Source organism: Pseudoalteromonas sp. SG44-8, assembly GCF_014164125.1.
Lineage (GTDB): Bacteria > Pseudomonadota > Gammaproteobacteria > Enterobacterales > Alteromonadaceae > Pseudoalteromonas > Pseudoalteromonas rhizosphaerae.
This window is the reverse complement of record NZ_JACJEQ010000034.1, coordinates 1-22,406: the sequence shown is the minus strand read 5'-3', so window position 1 is coordinate 22,406 and position 22,406 is coordinate 1. Positions and strand designations below refer to the sequence as shown.

The 22,406-nt window shown below is 40.8% G+C and carries 29 protein-coding genes; 23 read left to right on the top strand and 6 right to left on the bottom strand.

Annotated features, from left to right (window positions below; genetic code table 11):
• Positions 1–454 precede the first annotated feature (454 nt).
• On the top strand, positions 455–1,336 hold the full coding sequence (locus tag H5163_RS18535; protein WP_182732365.1) for an ABC transporter ATP-binding protein: 882 nt from the start codon (positions 455–457) through the stop codon (positions 1,334–1,336).
• An 11-nt stretch (positions 1,337–1,347) separates the two neighbouring features.
• Positions 1,348–4,926 (top strand): M1 family aminopeptidase, encoded by a 3,579-nt coding sequence (locus tag H5163_RS18530; protein ID WP_182735710.1) that lies wholly within the window; start codon positions 1,348–1,350, stop codon positions 4,924–4,926.
• A 55-nt stretch (positions 4,927–4,981) separates the two neighbouring features.
• Here H5163_RS18530 and H5163_RS18525 read toward each other — a convergent pair whose 3' ends face one another.
• Together H5163_RS18525 and H5163_RS18520 are read right to left on the bottom strand one after the other, a co-directional pair.
• The gene (locus tag H5163_RS18525) at positions 4,982–5,356 is read right to left on the bottom strand and encodes a DUF5329 domain-containing protein (protein WP_145241943.1); all 375 of its coding nucleotides are present in this window, start codon (positions 5,354–5,356) and stop codon (positions 4,982–4,984) included.
• A gap of 212 nt (positions 5,357–5,568) precedes the next feature.
• Positions 5,569–5,757 carry a hypothetical protein gene (locus H5163_RS18520; RefSeq protein WP_182735709.1) on the bottom strand — a complete coding sequence of 63 codons (189 nt, stop codon included), beginning with the start codon at positions 5,755–5,757 and terminating at the stop codon, positions 5,569–5,571.
• A 192-nt stretch (positions 5,758–5,949) separates the two neighbouring features.
• Between H5163_RS18520 and H5163_RS18515 the strand changes: the two genes are divergently transcribed.
• From H5163_RS18515 to H5163_RS18505, 3 genes are all read left to right on the top strand, one after another.
• Entirely contained in the window at positions 5,950–6,264 is a 315-nt protein-coding gene (locus H5163_RS18515) for a Bor family protein (RefSeq protein WP_145241939.1), read from the top strand.
• Positions 6,261–6,590, top strand: coding sequence for a Bor/Iss family lipoprotein (locus H5163_RS18510; protein ID WP_182735708.1), 330 nt, complete (start codon positions 6,261–6,263; stop codon positions 6,588–6,590). Before H5163_RS18515 ends, H5163_RS18510 begins: the two co-directional genes overlap by 4 nt.
• Before the next feature lie 228 nt (positions 6,591–6,818).
• The gene (locus H5163_RS18505; RefSeq protein WP_182735707.1) at positions 6,819–7,712 is read left to right on the top strand and encodes an aldo/keto reductase family oxidoreductase; all 894 of its coding nucleotides are present in this window, start codon (positions 6,819–6,821) and stop codon (positions 7,710–7,712) included.
• Positions 7,713–7,845: 133 nt separating this feature from the next.
• On the opposite strand, the gene H5163_RS18500 is transcribed toward H5163_RS18505, so the two are convergent.
• The 4 genes from H5163_RS18500 to H5163_RS18485 all read right to left on the bottom strand — a co-directional run bounded on the left by H5163_RS18500 (position 7,846) and on the right by H5163_RS18485 (position 10,753).
• Complete coding sequence (locus tag H5163_RS18500) at positions 7,846–8,523, bottom strand: TorF family putative porin (protein ID WP_182735706.1); 678 nt, start codon at positions 8,521–8,523, stop codon at positions 7,846–7,848.
• Between the two features lie 289 nt (positions 8,524–8,812).
• Entirely contained in the window at positions 8,813–9,976 is a 1,164-nt protein-coding gene (locus H5163_RS18495; RefSeq protein ID WP_145241931.1) for a hypothetical protein, read from the bottom strand.
• 148 nt (positions 9,977–10,124) lie between these two features.
• Positions 10,125–10,325, bottom strand: coding sequence for a helix-turn-helix transcriptional regulator (locus H5163_RS18490; RefSeq protein WP_145241929.1), 201 nt, complete (start codon positions 10,323–10,325; stop codon positions 10,125–10,127).
• A gap of 8 nt (positions 10,326–10,333) precedes the next feature.
• Complete coding sequence (locus H5163_RS18485) at positions 10,334–10,753, bottom strand: hypothetical protein (RefSeq protein WP_145241927.1); 420 nt, start codon at positions 10,751–10,753, stop codon at positions 10,334–10,336.
• A gap of 238 nt (positions 10,754–10,991) precedes the next feature.
• Here H5163_RS18485 and H5163_RS18480 point away from each other — a divergent pair, with 238 nt between their 5' ends.
• The 18 genes from H5163_RS18480 to rplQ all read left to right on the top strand — a co-directional run bounded on the left by H5163_RS18480 (position 10,992) and on the right by rplQ (position 21,688).
• A complete protein-coding gene (locus H5163_RS18480) occupies positions 10,992–12,932 on the top strand; it encodes an AsmA family protein (protein ID WP_182735705.1) in 1,941 nt (646 codons plus the stop codon).
• Positions 12,933–13,209: 277 nt separating this feature from the next.
• Entirely contained in the window at positions 13,210–13,578 is a 369-nt protein-coding gene (gene rplN / locus H5163_RS18475; protein WP_011329449.1) for a 50S ribosomal protein L14, read from the top strand.
• Between the two features lie 10 nt (positions 13,579–13,588).
• Positions 13,589–13,903, top strand: coding sequence for a 50S ribosomal protein L24 (rplX, locus tag H5163_RS18470; protein ID WP_016710194.1), 315 nt, complete (start codon positions 13,589–13,591; stop codon positions 13,901–13,903).
• Positions 13,904–13,919: 16 nt separating this feature from the next.
• Entirely contained in the window at positions 13,920–14,459 is a 540-nt protein-coding gene (rplE, locus tag H5163_RS18465; RefSeq protein WP_016710195.1) for a 50S ribosomal protein L5, read from the top strand.
• 10 nt (positions 14,460–14,469) lie between these two features.
• Positions 14,470–14,775 carry a 30S ribosomal protein S14 gene (rpsN, locus tag H5163_RS18460; protein ID WP_058562128.1) on the top strand — a complete coding sequence of 102 codons (306 nt, stop codon included), beginning with the start codon at positions 14,470–14,472 and terminating at the stop codon, positions 14,773–14,775.
• 21 nt (positions 14,776–14,796) lie between these two features.
• Entirely contained in the window at positions 14,797–15,189 is a 393-nt protein-coding gene (gene rpsH, locus H5163_RS18455) for a 30S ribosomal protein S8 (RefSeq protein WP_145241923.1), read from the top strand.
• 13 nt (positions 15,190–15,202) lie between these two features.
• The gene (rplF, locus tag H5163_RS18450; RefSeq protein ID WP_145241920.1) at positions 15,203–15,736 is read left to right on the top strand and encodes a 50S ribosomal protein L6; all 534 of its coding nucleotides are present in this window, start codon (positions 15,203–15,205) and stop codon (positions 15,734–15,736) included.
• A gap of 9 nt (positions 15,737–15,745) precedes the next feature.
• Positions 15,746–16,096 carry a 50S ribosomal protein L18 gene (rplR, locus tag H5163_RS18445; protein ID WP_008115388.1) on the top strand — a complete coding sequence of 117 codons (351 nt, stop codon included), beginning with the start codon at positions 15,746–15,748 and terminating at the stop codon, positions 16,094–16,096.
• 9 nt (positions 16,097–16,105) lie between these two features.
• Positions 16,106–16,612 carry a 30S ribosomal protein S5 gene (gene rpsE / locus H5163_RS18440; RefSeq protein WP_002959485.1) on the top strand — a complete coding sequence of 169 codons (507 nt, stop codon included), beginning with the start codon at positions 16,106–16,108 and terminating at the stop codon, positions 16,610–16,612.
• Between the two features lie 3 nt (positions 16,613–16,615).
• On the top strand, positions 16,616–16,798 hold the full coding sequence (rpmD, locus tag H5163_RS18435) for a 50S ribosomal protein L30 (RefSeq protein ID WP_016710201.1): 183 nt from the start codon (positions 16,616–16,618) through the stop codon (positions 16,796–16,798).
• 5 nt (positions 16,799–16,803) lie between these two features.
• Entirely contained in the window at positions 16,804–17,238 is a 435-nt protein-coding gene (gene rplO / locus H5163_RS18430) for a 50S ribosomal protein L15 (RefSeq protein WP_064668467.1), read from the top strand.
• A 10-nt stretch (positions 17,239–17,248) separates the two neighbouring features.
• Positions 17,249–18,577 (top strand): preprotein translocase subunit SecY, encoded by a 1,329-nt coding sequence (gene secY, locus H5163_RS18425; protein WP_145241918.1) that lies wholly within the window; start codon positions 17,249–17,251, stop codon positions 18,575–18,577.
• Positions 18,578–18,599: 22 nt separating this feature from the next.
• Positions 18,600–18,713 carry a 50S ribosomal protein L36 gene (gene rpmJ / locus H5163_RS18420; RefSeq protein WP_002959476.1) on the top strand — a complete coding sequence of 38 codons (114 nt, stop codon included), beginning with the start codon at positions 18,600–18,602 and terminating at the stop codon, positions 18,711–18,713.
• A gap of 125 nt (positions 18,714–18,838) precedes the next feature.
• Positions 18,839–19,195: a 30S ribosomal protein S13 gene (gene rpsM / locus H5163_RS18415; protein WP_145241916.1), complete on the top strand. Its 357-nt coding sequence runs from the start codon at positions 18,839–18,841 to the stop codon at positions 19,193–19,195.
• 12 nt (positions 19,196–19,207) lie between these two features.
• The gene (gene rpsK, locus H5163_RS18410; protein ID WP_002959471.1) at positions 19,208–19,594 is read left to right on the top strand and encodes a 30S ribosomal protein S11; all 387 of its coding nucleotides are present in this window, start codon (positions 19,208–19,210) and stop codon (positions 19,592–19,594) included.
• 21 nt (positions 19,595–19,615) lie between these two features.
• Positions 19,616–20,236: a 30S ribosomal protein S4 gene (gene rpsD / locus H5163_RS18405; protein WP_016710205.1), complete on the top strand. Its 621-nt coding sequence runs from the start codon at positions 19,616–19,618 to the stop codon at positions 20,234–20,236.
• A gap of 24 nt (positions 20,237–20,260) precedes the next feature.
• A complete protein-coding gene (locus H5163_RS18400; RefSeq protein WP_145241913.1) occupies positions 20,261–21,247 on the top strand; it encodes a DNA-directed RNA polymerase subunit alpha in 987 nt (328 codons plus the stop codon).
• Positions 21,248–21,286: 39 nt separating this feature from the next.
• Positions 21,287–21,688, top strand: a complete 402-nt coding sequence (gene rplQ, locus H5163_RS18395) for a 50S ribosomal protein L17 (protein WP_016710207.1) — start codon at positions 21,287–21,289, stop codon at positions 21,686–21,688.
• The last annotated feature ends 718 nt before the right edge of the window (positions 21,689–22,406 follow it).

Below are 22,406 nucleotides of genomic sequence, written 5' to 3'. Positions count from 1 at the left end.
TGATTATTAATTGCACGTTGTATTCACAGATTGTTCAGCTATATTTGCATACAGTATAGTTCGAAATTAAGAGTGCATGGGTAGCTAAAAGCAAAGCAACATTATTACAAGCACATGCTTTGAATACTCAGCCGAACATACCAGCAGTCATTATTTAGACATTCAAAAATCATCAGTGCAGGCAGGTTTTGTCGATAACTTAGTTATATAAAGTTATCGCTAGTGCAAACTGATGATGAAAATAACTACCGCAGTATTAAATACAGCTTTGAGTTAGTGTTACTTCAGAATTTAAGTTCACCTCTCCTAAGAGTGAAACCAAGCCGCACTTATTGCGGCTTTTCTGTTTTCATTCTGTTACAAAATTACAACCTCCTGCTATTGTTACTAACTTGCTGGTAATGTAACTTACTTCGTATAAATAATTATTATAATCAAATACTAGGAAGTAAAAATGCTATCAATAACTGGGTTATCAAAAACTTACGATAACGGGGTGCACGCACTACAAGGGGTTGATTTATCAATAGGAAAAGGTCTGTTTGGATTACTTGGACCAAATGGCGCCGGTAAATCATCGTTAATGCGTACTGTTGCCACTTTGCAGTCAGCCGATGCAGGTTCTGTGATCTTTGACGGTATTGATGCATTTAAAGACCCACAAGCGCTTCGTCAGCGTTTAGGCTACCTACCACAAGATTTTGGTGTTTATCCGCGAGTTTCAGCTTATGACTTACTTGATCATATGGCTGTTTTAAAAGGGCTCGATAATAAAGCACTGCGTAAAGAGTCGGTTGAAGGCTTGTTGGCACATACAAATTTGTATCAGCATCGTAATAAAGCCGTGAGTGGTTTTTCTGGTGGTATGCGCCAGCGTTTTGGTATCGCACAAGCATTACTTGGTGACCCTGATTTACTGATTGTTGATGAGCCAACAGCAGGTCTTGATCCTGAAGAGCGTAATCGTTTTCATAATTTATTAGTAAGCCTTGGCGAGAAAAAAGTGGTCATTTTATCAACTCACATTGTTGAAGATGTCGCGGAGCTTTGCCCTAATATGGCGGTATTAGCCAGTGGCAAAATTTTACTTGAAGGTAACCCAATAGCACTTACTGATAAACTCCAAGGTAAAATTTGGCAAAAAACAACCAACCAAACTGAAGCGCAAGAGCTTGAACAGCATCTACCAGTGATTTCAAAGCGTTTATTCGCTGGGCAGACAATTTTAAATGTGTATGGTGAGCAAGCTCCTGAAGGGTTTACTGCTAGTCATGCTAACTTAGAAGATGTGTATTTTTCTACTTTGCATCAGCATCGTAATATCAGTGCAGCGTAGGGGGGGATATCATGTTTTTAAATATGCTTACCTTTGAGCTGCGTTATTTTATACGTCAGCCTTCATTTTATGTAACCGCTTTAATCTTTTTTTTAGTGGCTTTTTTTGCAAGTAGCAGTGACAACGTCTTACTTGGTGGCAGCAACGTTAATGTGAATTCACCATTTAGTATCTTGATGCTAGTTAGTATTTTGCTTCAGTTTGCTATTTTTTTAGTGGTAAATTTTGTTGCTGGTTCTGCGATTCGTAATGATGAAACGAATATGTCAGAGCTAGTTTTTAGCAAGCCATTCAAGCCATTAATGTATCAATTAGGGCGCTTTTTAGGTTCGTACTGTGTTGTTGCGCTTATTTTTGCGTTTGTACCGCTGGGAATATATTTAGGATCTGGTTTTGGTTTACTAGTTGGTTGGCTTGATCCTGAGTTGGTAGGAGATAACAAGTTAGGCTATTACTTAACGGCCTATTTTTATATGGCAGTGCCTAGCTTGTTTGTTTTAGCGGCTATATTTAATGGTGTGGCAACGTATTTTCGCTCAATGATGGCAGTATATCTTACCGCGGTTGCATTTTTAATCGCCTACTCTACCGTATCTGTTTACTTTGATGATTTAGCGTTTCGATGGATAGTGGGTTATGCCGATCCTTTTGCAAGTGGCTCATTACTTGATATTACTCGTTATTGGACTGCGAGTGATAAAAATACTCAAACGTTAGAGCTAACAGGGGTTTTACTATTTAATCGTATATTATGGGTTATATTGGCAGCTGTTATATTTTTTGCCTCAGGCAAGCTGTCATCTCGCATTGTTATCAAGCGCGAAAAGAAGAAACTCGCTGCCTCTAATTTAACTAAACAAAAAGAGGCGGCTCTCATTGCTTCTTCGGTAAATCATAAAGCGAGCGCAAGTTCTTTCAAACAACAGCTATTATTGCGCTGTGTTTTTGAGTTTAAACAAGTTGTTATCAGTGCGCCATTTTTGATTTTAGGTATTATTACTTTAGCTGTACTTATGGTGCCATTACTAGCTCCAGTTGGTTGGTATGGCACAGTTAATTGGCCTGTTACTCAAAACATGGTTGGTATCATTCAAAATGCAATAAGACTATTAATTACTATTGTTATTGTGTACTACAGCGCTGAGCTAGTATGGCGTGAACGTAATAGCGGCATGGGTGATATTGTCGATAGCTTTCCGGTGCATAATAGTGTGTTTTGGGTGTCTAAGCTATTGGCTTTAGTGAGTGTTATTGGTCTGCTTTATATTTTTAGTATGGTACTGACAATTACTGTACAGCTAATTAAAGGACAGTTTAATTTAGAGCTTGGACAATACCTATTTAGGTTAGGTTATTTTGCTTTTTTACCTTTTGTAATGCTCGCTATTCTGGCCTTTTTTCTGCAGATAATCAGTGCTAATAAATACATCGGCATGGGATTATTTGGACTGTATTATTTAGTGTCAATAGTGCTAAGTAATTATGGGTTTAGTCATAATATGTTTCATTTTGCCCAATCAAGTCCTGCTGCTTATTCAGATATTAACGGTTATGGTCATTACTTAACTGGAGTGGCATGGTACACACTTTATTGGGGAGGGTTAAGTGTGGTGCTAGCCGTTATTGGGCTTGCATTGTGGCACCGTGGCCCGTCACAAAGCTTACGCAATCGTTTTGCGCAGTTAAAATATAACTTAGGTCGAAAAGGGCAAGCGGCGGCAGTACTTGGGTTAGTGGTATTTATCGCTGCGGGCGCACAAATTTATTATAATACAAGAGTGCTGAATGATTTTTATACTAAAGATCAACTTGAAAACTTGCAAGTTGAATACGAGCAACAGTTTGTGCAGTATAAAGATGACCCACTGCCGATAATCACTGACGTTGATCTTAATGTTGCGATATATCCACAGCAGCGCAAAATACTCGCCACTGCCAATGTGCTTATTACCAATACTAGTGATCAAGCAATTAAGCGATTTTTGGTGAGTAAACCGGATAACAGCCCTCAGTGGAGTGTTAAAATTGCCGGAGGGGACATCACTGAACAATTGCCTGACTATAACTCAGCGTGGTTTGAATTTACTCAGCCATTAATGCCTGGTGAAGTGCGCAAAGGTGAGATTTCAGTCGAGCGCAGCCACCAAGGTTTTGCCGATAGCAACACCGATACTAAGCTTGTTGCTAATGGCACCTTTATTGATAATTGGCGCTTATTCCCGCGCTTTGGTTATAACGACAGTTATCAATTAACGGATAAACATGAGCGTCGTAAACGTGGCTTACCTGAGCTACAGCGTGCTAATAAACTTGAAGACACTCAGTATTACAAACAAAGCATGTTTGGCGCGAATGGTGGTTTTATCAACTTTGCTGCAACCATTACTACTGATGAGTCGCAATTTGCAATTGCACCAGGTTATTTAAAAAGTGAAACAGTGACTGACGGACGACGCACGTTCCGTTATGAAATGGATTCACCAATAATAAACTTTTATGCCATTTTATCCGCTCGTTTAGAGTCTAAAAAAATAACGCATAATGGAGTAAATGTTGAAGTCTATTACCATCAAGACCATACGTGGAACGTGGATCGTATGATTGAGTCGGTTACTGATTCAATTGATTATTTTTCTGCGGAGTTTGGTCCTTATCAACATAAGCAAATGCGTATTATTGAGTTCCCTGGTTATGAGTCATTTGCACAAAGCTTTGCTAATACTGTACCTTATTCAGAGCAAATAGGCTTTATTACAGATAACCGAGACAGTACTAAGATTGATGTGCCTTACTATGTTACTGCTCATGAGGTGGCTCACCAGTGGTGGGGGCATCAGGTTACCGGAGCTAATGTGCAAGGTGCTGCAGTATTGTCAGAAAGTTTATCGCAATACAGCGCAATTATGGTACTTAAGAAAAAATACGGTGAGCAAAAGCTACGTAAATTCTTAAAGTATGAACTTGATAAGTATTTGCAAGGTCGCTCAGTTGAAGCGTATCAAGAAATGCCGTTGTATAAAGTAGAAAGCCAAGCGCATATTTATTACCAAAAAGGTTCAGTGGTGATGATGGCCATGCATGATTTGTTTGGTGAGGAGCGTTTAAACAGCATTTTAAAAGAGTTTGTTAGTGACTTTAAATATCAAAGTAATCCTTACCCGACCACGTTAGATTTACTTAGTTATTTGAAACGTGACGCGACTCCCGCAGAGCAAGCGTTCATTGATGATCAGTTTATGTATATCACTTTATATGAGCTGACAATGAAAGAAGCGAAAGTATCTGATGAGGCTGATAGTGATGGCTTGTACACGGTCACTCTAACTGTCGAGGCCGCTAAAAAGCGTGCCGATGGTCAAGGTGAAGAAGCAGAGCAACCACTTGATGAAATGATTGATATTGCATTATTTAACGATGATCCTGAAAACCTACTAGCTGAAGATTTTGTGATTTATTCACAAAAGCACCGGTTAGTAACCGGCACTAACACCATTGAACTAAAAGTGAAAGAAAAGCCGCTTTTCGCAGGGGTTGATCCTTTTGTTAAGTTAATTGATAAAGATAGTGTTGATAACTTGGCTAAGTTTTAGAGTTCGTTAGCTGAGACTTGGTTTATATCCACTTTCACAAGGTGAAAAGCCGCATTTATTGCGGCTTTTCTATTGCTCTAAAACGGGCTAATTCATCAGTTAACCATTTGCTAGCGGTTAATGTGCTACTATCAGGTAAAATAACCGTATAGGCTTTACCACTCCATGAACTTTTGCTGGCAAGGTTGTCAATAAAATCATCAGCGGTTTTTGCATAGCGTTTGGCTTTTCGGTATTTCATGGCTAAATGCTCAGCAGCTTCTTCACTGTTATGTTCATCGCCATTTCGAATAAACGTTGCTTTACTTTGCTTAATAAAACTAATTAAGTGACTGACTTCCTGATCTGCGCTTGCTGCAACACTTAGCCGACTAACGCACAGTAAAAGGCACGCTATAAAAACGTATATATTATGGGGTAAGTGTTTCATCTATAGCCTCATTTAGGTGTAAATTTACCATTATAGGATTGTGATCTGAGCTTTGTTTTTGTGGCACACGGGTTGTATTAACGGTTACACCGCGGGGCCATATTTGTTCAAGCGCAAGACCAAAAGCATTTGTCCGTTTATCATCAATATAAAGCGTTTTTGAGAAACCAAGCTTATAAAGTGCGGTAATAGCTACCTTTTGCCTTGCATCACTACATGCATTGAGTTCCCCAGCAAAAATAATCGGTCCTTGATGTTGTTAAATCTTGCGTGAGTGTATGAGCTGTTTCAGTAACGCCTTTATATTCGTCTGACAATGGTGCTGTGGCCAATGCTGTGATGCTTAGCAAAGCAATGGCAATTGCTACAATAGCAATAAAAGAAAATGATTTTATCTGCATCAATGACCTTAAAGTAATTTGACTAAAAAGAATGTTACTGCATTTTAGGTGCTCTAAATAAGATAAAGTTCCTACAAAAGCTTGCCAAGCTAATGAATACAGTTTGTTTCTACATTTTCAATACAGTTTCTTACTTTTTTTAGTAGGCATTCATTTTACACTCTGCACCACTAAATTAATCAGGATTAAGTTATGCGAATTTTTTTAATAAGTTTGTTATTTATTGTGCTTGGAGGGTGTTCAGCTGTAACAATCCAACCACAAAAAATGGCTAAACTTAGCTCAAAACCAACTTATCAAGATAGCCGTCCATTTTTTATGTGGGGACTGGTTGGTGAGCAGCGTGTTGATGTAAAAAAGGTATGTGGCGATCAAACTGTGGTGCAAATGCAATCACAACAAACATTTACCGATGGTGCGCTAGGGTTAGTCACGTTAGGTATTTATGCACCACACACAATTAAAGTCTGGTGTCAGGAGCAAGGTAGCGAAGGAGTTGGAATATGAAAAAGTTAACAGGGTTGTTCACTATTGTATTTATTGTCGTGTTAGCGGGGTGTACTAATATTCATTTTGATAACGGTGAATATGATGACTTATCTGAAAACCATAAAAGTGAGCAATGGCATCACAACTTTGCCGCCGCTCTTTATGAGGGCTCGAATGCGGTTGATTTATCTGAGATTTGCCCTGATCCGCAATGGCAAAGTGTGCACACTTATAAATCATTTACTAATGGCTTAGCAGAACTGGTTGTTAACGAAGTTGGGCCTATTTGGTACCCAAAAACAGTTGAGGTGAGTTGTGCACAGGTACCGTATAAAGTGCAGTAATTTTTAATAATCAAAGATCATGTTAAAGTTGTACTAGTTAAGTACCTTAACCTTATTTAACTCAATCATATAGTTAGCATCGCACTCACTTTTAATGGGTGCTTTTTCTATGCTGGATATATTATCTTCTTCTCTCTATTAAAAGTATATTAAGTTAGTAGAATATAGTCCATTCGTATAGAGGCTGGCATTTTTTAGCATCGTGCACCAAATAGTTGAGAGATAATAATGAACAACGCAGAGCGTAAAATTGACGAACTAGTACTAGGGTTTTGGCGATTATTAGATTGGCAAATTACTCCACAACAGTGTTTAGCTTTTCTCGAGCAAGCAATTGAAGCTGGCGTAAGGCACACCGATCACGCTGACATTTACGGTGGATATGGCTGTGAAGCAGAGTTTGGTAAAACCTTGGCTTTAAAGCCAAGTATTCGAGATGAGATTAGAATTATTACCAAGTGTGGTATTAAACCTGCTTTTGCAAGCTTAGGATTAGCAGGCCAAGCTAATCATTACGATTCGAGTGCCGCACATATTATTAGCTCAGCACAGCAATCGTTAAAGCATTTTAATACCGATAGATTAGATGCATTACTTATTCATCGCCCTGATTATTTGATGAATGCAGACGAAGTAGCTGAGGCATTCACTACTCTTAAGCAAAATGGTGATGTACTCGAATTTGGTGTATCAAACTTTACGCCATCACAACTAAGTTTATTGCAGTCGCGTCTTGATTTTGAATTGGTGACCAATCAAATTGAATTTTCACCGTATGAAATGCAAGCACTTGATGATGGTAGTTTAGACCAATGTCAGTTACTTGATATTAAACCTATGTGTTGGTCACCTTTGGCTGGCGGTCGCATTTTTGCAGAAAATGATGAAAAAGCGATTCGCCTGCGTCAAGTACTTGAGCAAGTCGGTAGCGAAATTGGTGCAAGTTCTATTGATCAAGTGGTTTACGCGTGGTTATTAATGCACCCAAGTTTCCCATCAGTGGTACTGGGTACTGGCAATATTGAGCGTGTTAAATCGGCTGTTGCCGCTAAGCAGTTAAAACTCAGTCGTGAACAATGGTATCGTATTTGGCAGGGTTCAACAGGGCACAGTGTGCCATAGGAGTTGTAAGTTTTAAGCTATAAGCAGTCTGAGTTGAGGGTAAGTCTTGACATAAAATCTGAACTTAGCCGCTTACCAAGATCGAGAAAGGGCCTTACGGCCCTTAGTGTTGCAGCAAGTAACACATTCTTTTTTATAGGCTAAAGTCCATTGAAAAAGCAACGTAAGCCTTAATATCACTGTCATCCATATCGGTATCAGATAGACCAAAAGTGAAGCCATCTTTAGAGATAGATACGCCGTAGTCGATGATATCGTCATCACCAATAAAATCACCAGAGTAGTGACCTAAGTGTAAAGCCATTTCAGTGCCATTACTGCCAACAGCGAAACCGTAATCTGCAGTCAGGTATAACGAATCACCAAAGTCTGTGCCATCACCGCTTGCGGCTGAAGTTGCAAGAACTGATGCGCCAAAGCTAAAGCCACCCATACTGATGCTACCGTAAATTTCAGAAAAATCAGCGTCTGCGCCAGAAGCTGCATCAGGGTAAGCGTAATAGATGTAGCCAACGTCGTAGCTCATATTTTCATTAATATCGCCACCAAAACCAGCATAGAGATCAAGCTCGTAGGTCATTTCATCGGCCCAGCTTGCATTTGAAGCCCAAGTACCAGCATAAAAACCTGATTCGTTGGCATAATCAATACCACCTGAAATTGCAGCATCACCACCGGTTTGTTCTTGACCACGCCATAAGTAGTTTGAAGTTGCTGCGGCATTGGCTGTTACTTCTGCATATGCTGCTGTAGATGTTGCACCCATGAGTACAAGTGTGCTGATCGCAATTGCTGATTTTAGTTTTAACATGTTTGGTATCCTGTTGTTATGCTGATTTTTTGGCTCGCAATTATTAATTAGATTGCAGTCTATAATTGCGGATCCTATTTTTAGTTGTCTACCAGGATAATTGCACTGCTTGTGCCAAGTTAAATGAAAAGCAATAATTTATATTTAAATTACTTTATAAACAAAGGTATAAATATTTATAGTGAAAGGAGGAGATTGTTTTTTACGAAGCCTGCGCACTTTATTGGTGCGAAAAAAAACCCGCATGCACAACTCAGTTGCAGCGGGTTTTTGTATTTTTTACTGTGGTTTAACCAAAAATAGTACGCATTAGGCTGATTGTTTCGTTCACGCCACGGCCTTTTTGTACTTCGCTGATAATTGAATCACGCTTTGCGCGAATATGCTCAGGCATATCGTCAGCAGCAAGTGCGCGATCAACAAGTATTTCAGCAGACTCTTTACCACGACGCACTTTTCTAGTGCCAGTGGTTGTTGTACGCTTTGGTTTACTCAATAACTTGATGTAGTTAGAGTTTTCAGGCGTGTTTTTGTCTGCGTGATAGAAAAAGCACGGAATTAACGCTTTGATTGCAACAAGTTGTTGATCCAGCTCGCTGTCACCACTTGCCATTTTAAACCAAGACATACCATGAACTGCTTGGACAATATCCTGCCAATAACGCGCAAAGTCACGATTATTTAATTTAGTAATAGCCAATGCTGAACAAAGTGCATCTAAACGGGTGTTATTAATTGGTGTAAAAACATCTGGGCGGCGCATTGCTAATAGACGAGTTGCCGGTGCAAGCGTTGGCTTTTCATTGCTATCAGTAAAGGCTTTTAAATATTTGACCACAAATTCTTGGTAATCAGCTTCAGTTACTTCACCTTCTAAAGGTATATGTGCTAATGCTTCATCAAATAATGCAGGCAGGTCGGCAAGCATTTGATGAAAAGCTTTGGCGCTTTTAGTAGAGCTAAACCATTCAACATCAAAATTATAACTACTTGGATCCAGTGCAGAAGTATGTTTGCCACTAAATGCTAATAAATCTTCAGGGATCATCTCTTTCAGTGATTGCTCGCGAATACCAGCTATATAGTTGGCAAGGCGTAACTGTTCATCAAGGGCTAACACATCTTTATGTTGCTCTATAAATACACTAACTACAGGCCAAGGCGCTACGCGTAATGTTTTCAATTGTAAGAAGCTAATTGCTGAAACTAATAAGTCATTAAGCTTTTTTAAAATTGGTAATTGATTGGTTTCGAGTAAGTCATGATTAATACGGTCACGGCTAGCATTAAGTAGTTCATAGCACCAACCTAAGAAGTCTTCAGGATGATTTTCTATTTTCACCGCCATCAGGTTTAAGCTGATTTCAGAAGCCTGCTTTAGAATATTTTGATAAATATGGCCTTCTTGTTCGCCTAATGCCATTTGTGAAGGTGAAATGAGCAATTTTTTCATGCCTGATGGTACTCCGGTTAAATACATTTTTCAGTTGTTTAATTTTAGCGCAAAACGTCTTAAAACAACAGGGCTGTGCATCATACCGGAGAATACAGGGGATGCAATCTTGATAAGTTAAATCTGCACAAGATTGCATTTAAAGGGGTTAATCTGCTTCTTCAAGTGAAAATAACTGCTCCACAGTAGTTTCAAACTGCCGAGCTATCTTCAATGCAATGATCACTGAAGGTGTAAAGCGTGATGTTTCGACCGTGCTGATTGTTTTGCGTGAAACGGCGATAGCATCGGCTAGCTCTTGCTGTGAAAGCCCAGCGGCTTTGCGAAATTCAGCTATATGGTTTTGCACATTACCTCCTAATCACGGCTTTGCCAAAAAATTGAAAAGCCATATACCAAACTCATAACAGCTAAGTAAAAGGTGGCCATGGTACTGTGTGTTACATCAACAGCAAGGTTATCTGAAGCTAAATATATCGCCCCCATGCTAAACAGCAGAGCGAGTACAACATGTTTATAGGCTATCGTGTCTATAGTATTTAAATACTCATCTTTATAAGTCAGGCGGTAACTTAATTTCCATGTAAAGCCACCTCTGATCACAAACATAAAAAATGAACCAAGAAAAGCAGCACTTCCTAAAAACAGCAGCGGTGCTGATGTGTGATTAAGCATGGGGTAAACGCTAATAATTAGTAAGGTTATACCCATGAAGATCGAAAACCATGCGTTTTGGTTCATAAATTTTTCTTCGGTTTTAATATCTTGTTGTTTCATAAAGTCCATCCTGTGAAAGTGTTAATTTATATTTTTGTAACCTACAGGTATCAATGTAACCTTGGGGTATCATTTGGTCAAGTTGTTTTTTGTAACCTAAAGGTATCAAAATATTTCAGTCACAATTCATATATTCAATGTAGAATGCAGGGAATAGCATTTTTATTCGTTGCACAATGATTTTAATACTAACTCCCGCTATGATAAGAACATTATTTGCACATTTGAAAGGACCATCATGAAGACCTTATTTAAAGTTATTGGTGTCATATTATTATTGCTTGTTGCTTTAATTATTGCTGCACCGTTTTTAATTCCAACCGATGCCATTTTTAATAAAGTCTCTGAGCAGGTTGAGCAAACCACAGGGCGTACTTTAACTATTAAAGGCGATAAAATATTATCCGTTTTTCCTTCTTTGAAGCTTGAACTTGAAGATGTGCATTTTGCCAATATGAAAACTGGCTCACGTGCAGATATGGCAAGCATGCAGCAACTTGCAGTTCATATTCCTTGGTTTTCGCTATTTGGTGGTGAACTTAAACTAGAAAAGTTTGTGATTAATGAACCAAATATTCTGCTTGAAACAGATAAAAATGGTAAAGCTAACTGGCAGTTATTTGATGCAGTAGCTACGAAACCTGAGCAGCAAACTCAAGCAGGTGAGGCAGTCAAACTACCTGAAAATTTCGATATTCAATTAGGTGAAGTAGCTATATATGGTGGGTCGTTTACTTATTTAGATGGTCAAACGGGAGCTAAACAGCAAATTAGCGATTTAGAATTAGCTATCTTACTGCCTTCACTGCATAAATCACTCGAAGTCAAAGGTGGGATCACTTATATGCAAGAGCGCTTTGAGCTTGATGTAACAGTTGATAACCCAGCTAAAGCAATAGAAGGTGATACATTTAATGTGACAACTGATGTCACTTCAAAGTTAGTTGATGTTGAGTTTAAAGGCTTAATAGCCGGTCAAGGTAAAGATATTCAAGGTCAATTAGCGCTCAGTGGTGATTCAGTAAAAGACATTGCTAAATGGCAGGGAGTCGAGCTGAACGCTAAAGAAAGCGCCTTTAATGCATTTAGTGTTAGCGGCAAAATGCGTATGCAAGGTGATAAGTTCAACCTAGCTGAATTAGTCGCCACTCTTGATGCATTAGAGATCAAAGGAAAAAGCGAGCTTAATTTAGGTAAGCGTTTAGCCGTTAATGCTGACATCGATTTAGGTATGCTGGACTTAAATCCTTACTTACCTGAGGTGGTAGCGCCAGCAGATAAACCAGAACCTAAAAGTGACGAGCCAACCAAACCAATTGTATGGGATGACACAAAAATGGATTTAAGTGGCTTAAATGCCTTAGATGCGAATGTGGTGATCCGTTCAAGTGGCTTAAAAGCAAATGAAATCAAACTTGGTGCTAATCAATTCACTGTAAACCTTAACAAAGGCGTAGCAAAAATCAGCCTAGATAAGTTTGCCGCCTACGAAGGTAATGGTAAAGGCACAGTAACGGTTAATGCGAAACAAGCTCCTTACAAAATCAGCACCAACTTCTCGTTAGATAAAATAGATGCACAACCATTGCTAACAGATGCCGCTGGCTTCGATAAGCTAATGGGCAAAGGCTCACTCAATTGGGACTTAGCAACATCAGGTCAGAGCCAAAAAGACTTTATGAGTGCCCTACAGGGTAAACTAGCATTTGAATTTGCCGATGGTGCAGTAAAAGGCGCCAACATTGCTGAAATGGTTCGCAAAGGCAAAGAGCTAATTAAGGGTAACTTTGGTGCAATATCACAAGGACTAGATACTGGCTTTGATAATTCCCAGCAAACCGACTTCTCTGCGCTAACGGGTAGCTTTAACTTTACCAATGGCGTAGGTAAAAACACAGATCTGAGTTTGTTAAGTCCATTAGTACGTATTAGTGGTGAAGGGGATGTTAATCTACCTGCAACGACAGTTAACTACCGCTTAGTGACAGGTATAGTCGATTCACTCGAAGGACAGGGTACCCAAGATGACAGTACCGGCTTTAAAATTCCAGTGCGAATCAAAGGACCATTTCATGATGTTGGCATCAGCTTAGATGTAAGCAAAGCGGCAGAAGATGAAGTAAAAGAAAAAGCGAAAGATAAAATTAAAGATAAGTTAAAAGGTTTGTTTGGCAAATAATGCCGATTTTATTCGGTGATAAAACAATCAGGGCATAAAATTGCCCTGATTGTTTTATAATCAATGCTAAAATAGCAAAATATGTTTCATCGACAAAACAACCATCCTCGTTATTCTAAATTAATTAAAAAATAACCTACCACTACCCCCGCAATGCTGATACAATTGCCCGCCCTTGGGAGACAACTAGATTGTTTTTTGAGTGGTTTTTAACCTAAATGTCTTGATTTTAAACAAATTTAAGACAGTTGTAATAACTACACCGGAGGTCATTAACATGATCCAAATGCAAACTCAGCTGGAAGTTGCTGATAACAGCGGCGCTCGCAAAGTGCAGTGTATTAAAGTCTTAGGCGGTTCGCACCGTCGTTATGCAGCGATTGGTGACATCATTAAAGTTTCCGTTAAAGAAGCGATTCCTCGCGGTAAAGTGAAGAAAGGTGATGTTAAAAACGCGGTAGTTGTGCGTACTAAGAAAGGCGTTCGTCGTCCAGATGGTTCTTTGATCCGTTTTGACAGCAATGCGGCTGTTATCTTAAATGATAACTTGCAGCCAATTGGTACACGTATTTTCGGCCCTGTGACTCGCGAACTTCGTAATGATAAGTTCATGAAAATCGTTTCACTAGCCCCAGAAGTACTGTAAGGAGTCAATCATGGCAGCAAAAATCCGTCGTGATGACGAAGTAATCGTTCTAGCAGGTAAAGACAAAGGTAAGCGCGGCAAAGTGCTTTCAGTTGTTACCGAGTCTGGTCGAGTATTTGTCGAAGGCATTAACTTAATCAAGAAGCACCAAAAGCCGGTTCCACAATTGAACCAGCCAGGTGGTATTGTTGAGAAAGAAGCGTCTATTGACGTATCAAACGTTGCGATCTTCAACTCGGAAACGAGTAAAGCAGATCGTGTAGGTTTCAAGATTGAAGATGGTAAGAAATTACGTATCTTTAAATCTACTGGTAAAACTATCTAATAGTTGGAGTAGAATGATGGCGAAACTGCATGAAGTATATAAAGACAAAGTAGTTGCTGAACTTCAAGAGAAGTTTGGTTTCAGCTCTGTCATGCAAGTCCCTCAGATCGAAAAGATCACATTGAATATGGGCGTGGGCGAAGCCCTAGCTGACAAGAAAATTCTAGACAACGCTGTTGCGGATCTAGAAGCAATCGCTGGTCAGAAGCCACTCATTACTAAAGCACGCAAATCTGTTGCTGGCTTTAAAGTACGTGAAGGCTACCCAATTGGTTGTAAAGTAACCCTACGCGGCGAGCGTATGTGGGACTTTTTTGAGCGTTTGGTTTCAATCGCTATCCCACGTATCCGTGACTTCCGTGGTGTAAGTGCTAAGTCTTTTGATGGACGTGGTAACTACAGCATGGGCGTACGTGAACAAATCATCTTCCCAGAAATTGATTATGATAAAGTAGACCGCGTACGCGGTATGGATATCACAATCACTACATCTGCGAAAACAGATGAGGAAGGCCGTGCGTTGTTAGAAGCGTTTAACTTCCCATTCAAGAAATAAGGGTAGGGTTATGGCAAAGAATTCTATGAAAGCGCGCGAAGCAAAGCGCACGAAATTAGTTGCTCAGTTCGCTGAAAAGCGCGCAGCACTAAAAGCTATCATCAGTGATGTGAAAACATCTGACGATGATCGTTGGGACGCGGTACTTAAGCTACAAGCTTTACCACGTGATTCTAGCCCTGCACGTCAACGTAATCGTTGTAACATTACGGGCCGCCCACATGGTTACCTTCGCAAATTCGGCATGAGCCGTATTAAAGTTCGCGAAGCAGCTATGCGCGGTGAAATTCCTGGCCTTAAAAAGGCTAGCTGGTAATAGAATCACGGGAGTAAGACTATGAGCTTGCAAGATCCTATCGCGGATTTGTTTACACGAATTCGTAACGGTCAGTCAGCGAAAAAAGTATCTGTAACGATGCCTAATTCAAAGCTGAAAGTAGCATTAGCTAAAGTATTAAAAGATGAAGGTTATATCGTTGATTTCACAATCAGCGGTGATGTTAAACCTGAGCTTTCTATCGAGTTGAAATACTTCGAAGGCAAAGCTGTTATTGAAAATATCCAGCGTGTTAGCCGCCCTGGTTTACGTATCTATAAGAGACGTGACGAATTACCAAAGGTAATGGGTGGTCTAGGTATCGCTATCGTATCAACTTCTAAAGGCCTAATGACAGACCGCGCCGCACGTAGTGCTGGTGTTGGTGGTGAAATCATTGGTTTTGTAGCTTAATCGGAGGGGAACTATGTCTCGCATAGCAAAGGCACCAATTAATGTTCCTGCCGGTGTAGAAGTTACATTAAAAGGCCAGGACATCACAGTTAAAGGCAAAAACGGCGAATTAACGCGTACTATCAACTCTGCAGTTGAAGTACAACTTAACGACAACGTTATTACAACTTTACCTCGTGAAGGCGTAGCCAATGCATGGGCACAAGCAGGTACTGCTCGCGCTCTAATCAACAATATGATTGTTGGTACGCATGAAGGTTACGAGAAGAAACTTCAGTTAGTAGGCGTTGGTTACCGTGCTGCAGCTAAGGGTAAAACATTAGATTTAACTCTTGGTTTCTCACACCCAGTTAATTTCGCAGTTCCTGAAGGAATTACGATTGAAACTCCAAGCCAAACAGAAGTTCTAGTTAAGGGCGTAGATAAGCAGTTAGTTGGTCAAACAGCTGCTAACATTCGTGCATACCGTAAACCTGAGCCTTATAAAGGTAAAGGTGTTCGTTATTCAGATGAGAATGTACGCCGTAAAGAGGCTAAGAAGAAGTAAGGTAAGACGATGGATAAAAAAACAGCTCGTCTACGTCGTGCTAAACGCACTCGTAGAAATTATATTGAACAAGGCACAACGCGTCTTGTTATCCACCGCACGCCACGTCACATTTACGCTCAAGTTGTAAACGCTGAGGGTAATGTACTGGCTGCTGCTTCTACTGTTGAGAAAGCTATTAGCGAAACAGTTAAAGGCACAGGCAACGTTGCAGCTGCGCAAGCAGTTGGTAAAGCGGTTGCTGAACGTGCGGCTGACAAAGGCATCGAAAAGATTGCTTTTGATCGCAGTGGCTTTAAATATCACGGCCGTGTGAAGGCGCTAGCAGATGCTGCGCGTGAAGCCGGTTTGCAATTCTAGGAGTAGACAATGGCTAACGTAGAAGCAAAGCAACAACAGCCTGATCTAGCTGAAAAGCTAATCGCGGTGAACCGTGTGTCTAAAGTAGTTAAAGGTGGTCGTATCTTTAGCTTCACTGCACTAACTGTAGTTGGTGACGGCGCAGGTAAAGTAGGTTTCGGTTATGGTAAAGCACGTGAAGTTCCAGCTGCTATTCAAAAAGCAATGGAAAAAGCACGTCGTAACATGATCAACGTAGACCTAAATGGCAACACATTACAGCATCCTGTTAAAGGACGTCATGCTGGCTCTCTTGTGTTTATGAAACCAGCATCTGAAGGTACTGGTATCATCGCAGGTGGTGCTATGCGTGCAGTACTAGAAGTTACTGGTGTGCAGAACGTACTTTCTAAATGTTACGGTTCTACTAACCCGATCAACGTTGTACGTGCAACGATCTCAGCTCTTGAGAATATGAATTCTCCTCAGTCGATCGCTGCAAAACGTGGTCTTCGAGTAGACGAGATTCTGGGGTAAACCATGGCTAATAAAACTGTAAAAGTAACACAAGTAAAGAGCTCTATCGGTCGTTTACCGAAACATAAAGCTACATTACGCGGTCTTGGTTTACGTCGTATCAATCACACTGTTGAGTTAGAAGACACAGCATGTGTACGTGGTATGATCAACCAAGTTTCATACATGGTTAAGGTTGAGGGGTAATTCGAATGCATTTGAATACACTTTCTCCTGCTGCAGGTTCTAAATCTGCTGGTAAACGTGTTGGTCGTGGTATCGGTTCTGGTCTAGGTAAGACTGGTGGCCGTGGTCACAAAGGTCAAAAGTCACGTTCTGGCGGTAAAGTACGCGTTGGTTTTGAAGGCGGTCAAATGCCTATGCAACGTCGTCTACCTAAGTTTGGTTTCACTTCTCGCAAATCTTTAGTATCTGCAGAAATAAACCTATACGAGATCGCTAAAGTTGAAGGCGATGTGGTAGACCTAGGTACGCTACAGGCAGCTGGTCTAGTTAAAAAGAACGTTCTGTTCGTTAAAGTTGTTAAATCTGGCGAAGTTTCACGCGCTGTTACCGTTAAAGGCCTTAAAGCCTCTAAAGGTGCTCGCGAAGCTATCGAAGCCGCCGGAGGCAAGGTAGAAGACTAAGGAAGTACTAATGGCTAAACCAGGTCAAGATACACAAAGTGCACAAAGTGGGCTTTCGGAATTGAAACGTCGATTACTATTCGTATTGGGCGCTATCATTATTTACCGTCTAGGTTCATTTGTGCCAATCCCTGGGATTGACGCCGCTGTACTTGCCGATTTCTTCGAGCAACAAAAGGGCACCATTGTTGAAATGTTCAACATGTTCAGCGGTGGTGCGCTTGAGCGCGCTTCGGTGTTAGCACTGGGTATAATGCCTTACATCACAGCTTCAATTATTACGCAACTATTAACGCATATGTATCCTCCGTTTATAGAGCTTAAGAAAGAAGGTGAACAAGGTCGTAAGAAAATTAGCCAGTACACACGCTACGGCACGCTCTTGCTTGCTACTATCCAATCGATCGGTATTGCCACAAGCTTACCGGGTATGATGGACGGGTTAGTTGTTAACCCAGGTCTCGGTTTCTACTTCACCGCAGTGGTGAGTTTAGTAACTGGTACTATGTTCCTGATGTGGTTGGGCGAGCAAATAACTGAACGTGGTATCGGTAACGGTATCTCAGTTCTAATATTTGTTGGTATTGTAGCTAACCTGCCGTCTGCTATTGGTTCGACAGCCGAAATGGCGCGCCAAGGTGATTTACATGTTTTAGCACTGTTATTGATTGCGGTAATCGTATTCGCTGTTACTTATCTTGTAGTGTTCTTTGAACGTGGACAACGTCGTATCGTCGTTAACTACGCAAAGCGCCAACAAGGTCGTCAAGTATTTGCTGCCCAAAGCACGCATTTACCACTAAAAGTAAACATGGCGGGTGTTATTCCACCAATCTTTGCTAGCAGTATAATTCTGTTCCCTGGTACTATTGCCAGCTGGTTCGGCCAGGGTGAAGGTCCTGTCGCTGATGTGCTACAAGCGATTGCTACAACGTTGACTCCAGGTCAGCCTTTGTATGCAATAGTTTTAGCTGCGGCTATTATCTTCTTCTGCTTTTTCTACACAGCGTTGGTTTTTAACCCACGTGAAACAGCAGATAACCTGAAAAAATCTGGCGCATTTATCCCAGGTATTCGTCCAGGCGAGCAGACATCGAAATACATTGATAAAGTGATGACACGCCTGACATTGGCAGGTGCTTTGTATATAACCTTTATCTGTCTGGTGCCCGAATTCATGACCATGGCATGGCAAACGCCATTCTACTTCGGCGGTACATCAATTTTGATTATCGTTGTTGTGATCATGGACTTTATGGCACAAGTACAGACTCATATGATGTCTCATCAATATGATTCTGTGCTGAAAAAAGCGAACCTTAAAGGCTACGGTCGATAAGGTCAGTTTACGGAGTTGAGCAATGAAAGTACGTGCTTCCGTTAAGAAAATATGCCGTAACTGTAAAGTTATTAAACGTGCCGGTGTTGTACGTGTAATTTGCAGTGAGCCTAAGCATAAGCAAAGGCAAGGTTAATTTATAAGTCGTGCAGGCTGAGGTTTCTCGGCCTGTGTTTTCAGTTGTGATTTGGTCTTCGTTTGAGTATCCTTACGGGCTCTTCAAACAGATGATAACCGAATTCAAATATAGGAGATGTGTTAGTGGCCCGTATCGCTGGCATTAACGTCCCTGATCATAAACATGCAGTTATTGGTTTAACAGCTATTTATGGCATAGGTAAGACTCGCTCTAAGGCTATCTTAGTAGCGACTGGTATCGCCGAAACCACAAAAATCGGTGAACTTTCAGACGAAACACTTGACGTATTGCGTGAAGCAGTTGGCAAGTACACTGTAGAAGGTGATCTTCGTCGTGAAGTTACTTTGAATATCAAGCGCCTTATGGACCTTGGTTGTTACCGTGGCCTACGTCACCGTCGCTCTTTACCACTACGTGGTCAAAGAACAAAGACTAACGCGCGTACCCGTAAGGGTCCTCGTAAGCCTATTAAGCGATAAGGGGATAGTATTATGGCTAAGACACCAATTCGTCGTAAAAAGGTTAAAAAGCAAGTTGCTGATGGTATGGCTCATGTTCATGCTTCTTTCAACAACACTATTGTTACAATTACCGACCGTCAAGGTAATGCACTATCATGGGCTACTGCCGGTGGTTCAGGTTTCCGTGGTTCACGTAAATCTACACCATTCGCTGCTCAGGTTGCTGCAGAGCGTGCAGGTACTGCTGCTCAAGAATACGGTTTAAAAAATCTAGAAGTTTTCATCAAAGGTCCAGGTCCAGGTCGTGAATCTGCTGTACGTGCTTTGAATGCTGCTGGTTACCGTATCACCAACATTACTGACGTGACGCCAATACCACACAATGGTTGTCGTCCACCGAAGAAACGTCGCGTTTAACAATAGGTTAGGAGAAATAACATGGCAAGATATTTGGGCCCTAAGCTCAAGCTGAGTCGTCGTGAAGGTACTGACCTGTTCCTTAAGAGCGGCGTAAGAGCTATCGACTCTAAGTGTAAACTTGAGACTGCACCTGGTCAGCACGGCGCTCGTAAAGGTCGCTTATCTGATTACGGTTTACAATTACGTGAAAAGCAAAAAGTACGTCGTATCTACGGTGTATTAGAAAAGCAATTCCGTAACTACTACAAAGAAGCTGCTCGCCTTAAGGGCAACACAGGTGAAAACTTGTTACAGCTTTTAGAGCAACGTTTAGACAATGTTGTATACCGCATGGGTTTTGCAAGCACACGTGCTGAAGCACGTCAGTTAGTAAGCCACAAAGCGGTTTTAGTTAATGGTCGTGTAGTGAACATTCCTTCATTCGTAATTACTCCAGAAGATGTAGTAGTTATCCGTGAAAAGTCTAAGACACAAGCTCGTATCATCGCTGCTCTAGAACTAGCCGAGCAACGTGAAAAACCGACTTGGGTTGAAGTTGACGGTAAGAAAATGGAAGGTAATTTCAAACGCCTACCAGAGCGTTCAGACCTGTCTGCGGACATCAATGAACAACTAATCGTCGAACTTTACTCTAAGTAAAGTTAAGAGTTAAGAGAGGATAAAATGCAGGGTTCTGTTACAGAATTTCTAAAACCAAGGTTAGTCGATATCGACGCTATTAACCCAACTCGTTCTAAAGTAGTTTTAGAGCCATTAGAGCGTGGCTTCGGTCATACTCTTGGGAATGCCTTACGCCGTATACTTCTTTCGTCAATGCCAGGATGTGCAGTAACCGAAGTTGAAATCGACGGTGTGTTGCACGAATACAGCGCGAAAGAAGGCGTACAAGAAGACATCATTGAAATTCTGTTAAATCTTAAAGGTCTAGCAGTTACTTTGGAAGGTAAAGATGAAGTTTTTCTTACCCTGACTAAGTCTGGTGTAGGCCCTGTGACTGCGGCTGATATTCAGCACGACGGCGATGTAACCATTGCCAACCCAGATCATATTATTTGTCATTTAACGGCAGATAATAGCGCGATCAGCATGCGAATTCGTGTTGAACGTGGTCGTGGGTATGTGCCGGCATCTAGCCGTTTATCCTCTGATGACGATGAGCGTCCAATTGGTAGATTGTTGCTTGATGCATCATTTAGCCCAGTTGAACGTATTGCGTACTCGGTTGAATCAGCACGTGTTGAACAACGTACAGACTTAGACAAGTTAATCATTGATATGGAAACAAACGGCACTATAGATCCAGAAGAAGCGATCCGCCGTGCGTCGACTATCTTAGCTGAGCAGCTAGAAGCATTCGTAGACTTACGTGATGTTACTGAGCCAGAAGAGAAAGAAGAGAAGCCAGAATTCGATCCTATTCTACTTCGTCCAGTTGATGATCTTGAACTAACAGTGCGTTCAGCAAACTGTTTGAAAGCCGAGCAAATTCAATATATCGGTGATTTAGTTCAGCGCACAGAAGTCGAGCTTCTTAAAACGCCTAACTTAGGCAAGAAGTCTCTGACTGAAATTAAAGACGTGCTAGCTTCACGTGGTCTATCTCTAGGTATGCGCCTAGAAAATTGGCCACCTGCAAGCCTAGCTGAATAATCTAAATCACTATATTAGTTTAGTTAGAAGGATAGGGTCATGCGCCATCGTAAGAGTGGTCGTCAATTAAACCGTAACAGCAGCCATCGTAAAGCGATGTTCAGCAATATGGCAGGTTCTTTGGTGAAACATGAAATCATCAAAACTACTTTGCCAAAAGCGAAAGAGTTACGTCGTGTAATTGAACCTTTAATCACACTGGCTAAGACTGACAGTGTAGCAAATCGCCGTTTAGCGTTTGCTCGCACGCGTGATAAAGAAGTAGTTGGTAAGTTGTTCAGTGAAATCGGTCCTCGCAATACAGACCGTCCAGGTGGTTACACTCGTATTATTAAGTGTGGCTTCCGTGCTGGTGACAATGCACCAATGGCTTATATTGAACTAGTAGGTCGCACATCTGCGAACGAAGAAGTTCAAGAAGACGCGCAGTCTGCTGAGTAAGTCTTAAAGACACCAAAAAGCCGAGCATAAGCTCGGCTTTTTAATATCTAAAATTTGGCAAAAAATAATATCGCTATCAGTATCCCTGTATATAGCGCAACATCTCAACTATACCATTATCAAACCAACATCTTTGTAAGCCCACTAAGCGTCACTAGAATCTACTTACCTTAATAACCATTTGTTATTCAACTAGCTTGTTAATTTAAATTTCATGGTCGGTAATAACATTTATAGCTTTGAAAGTTACCTTGCTACTGAATATGTAGCTGTATAAATCTATAGAGTCTACTTTTACCTATGATTTAAATGCGTGATAACTGCGACTGTCAGTGTTTGACCCTCATAAGTTATTAACAATATACATAGGTAAAGATTATAAACTTAGGTCATTTGATCAAAATATTGATCATTTCAGTAGTGGATCGTTTTTTCGATTAAAGATTGAATCTGGGTTTCTTCATTTAACTTACACTTATATAGTTAAAAACAGGCTGGTTTAGTGTTGTTTTTGAGCGTTTAGCTTAAATACTCAGCGAACAGTGTTTTATTTTAAGTTTTCTTCAAAAAAAGGTTGATCTGTTTTTGGATCTCCCTATAATGCGACCCCACTGAGACGGCAGACAGCAACGCTTAGCGAGGCAAGAGTTAATCAGTTAGTCTAGTAAAACTTAAGTTTAGATTTTTAAGAAAGTTTAAAATTAAGTGTTGACAAAAA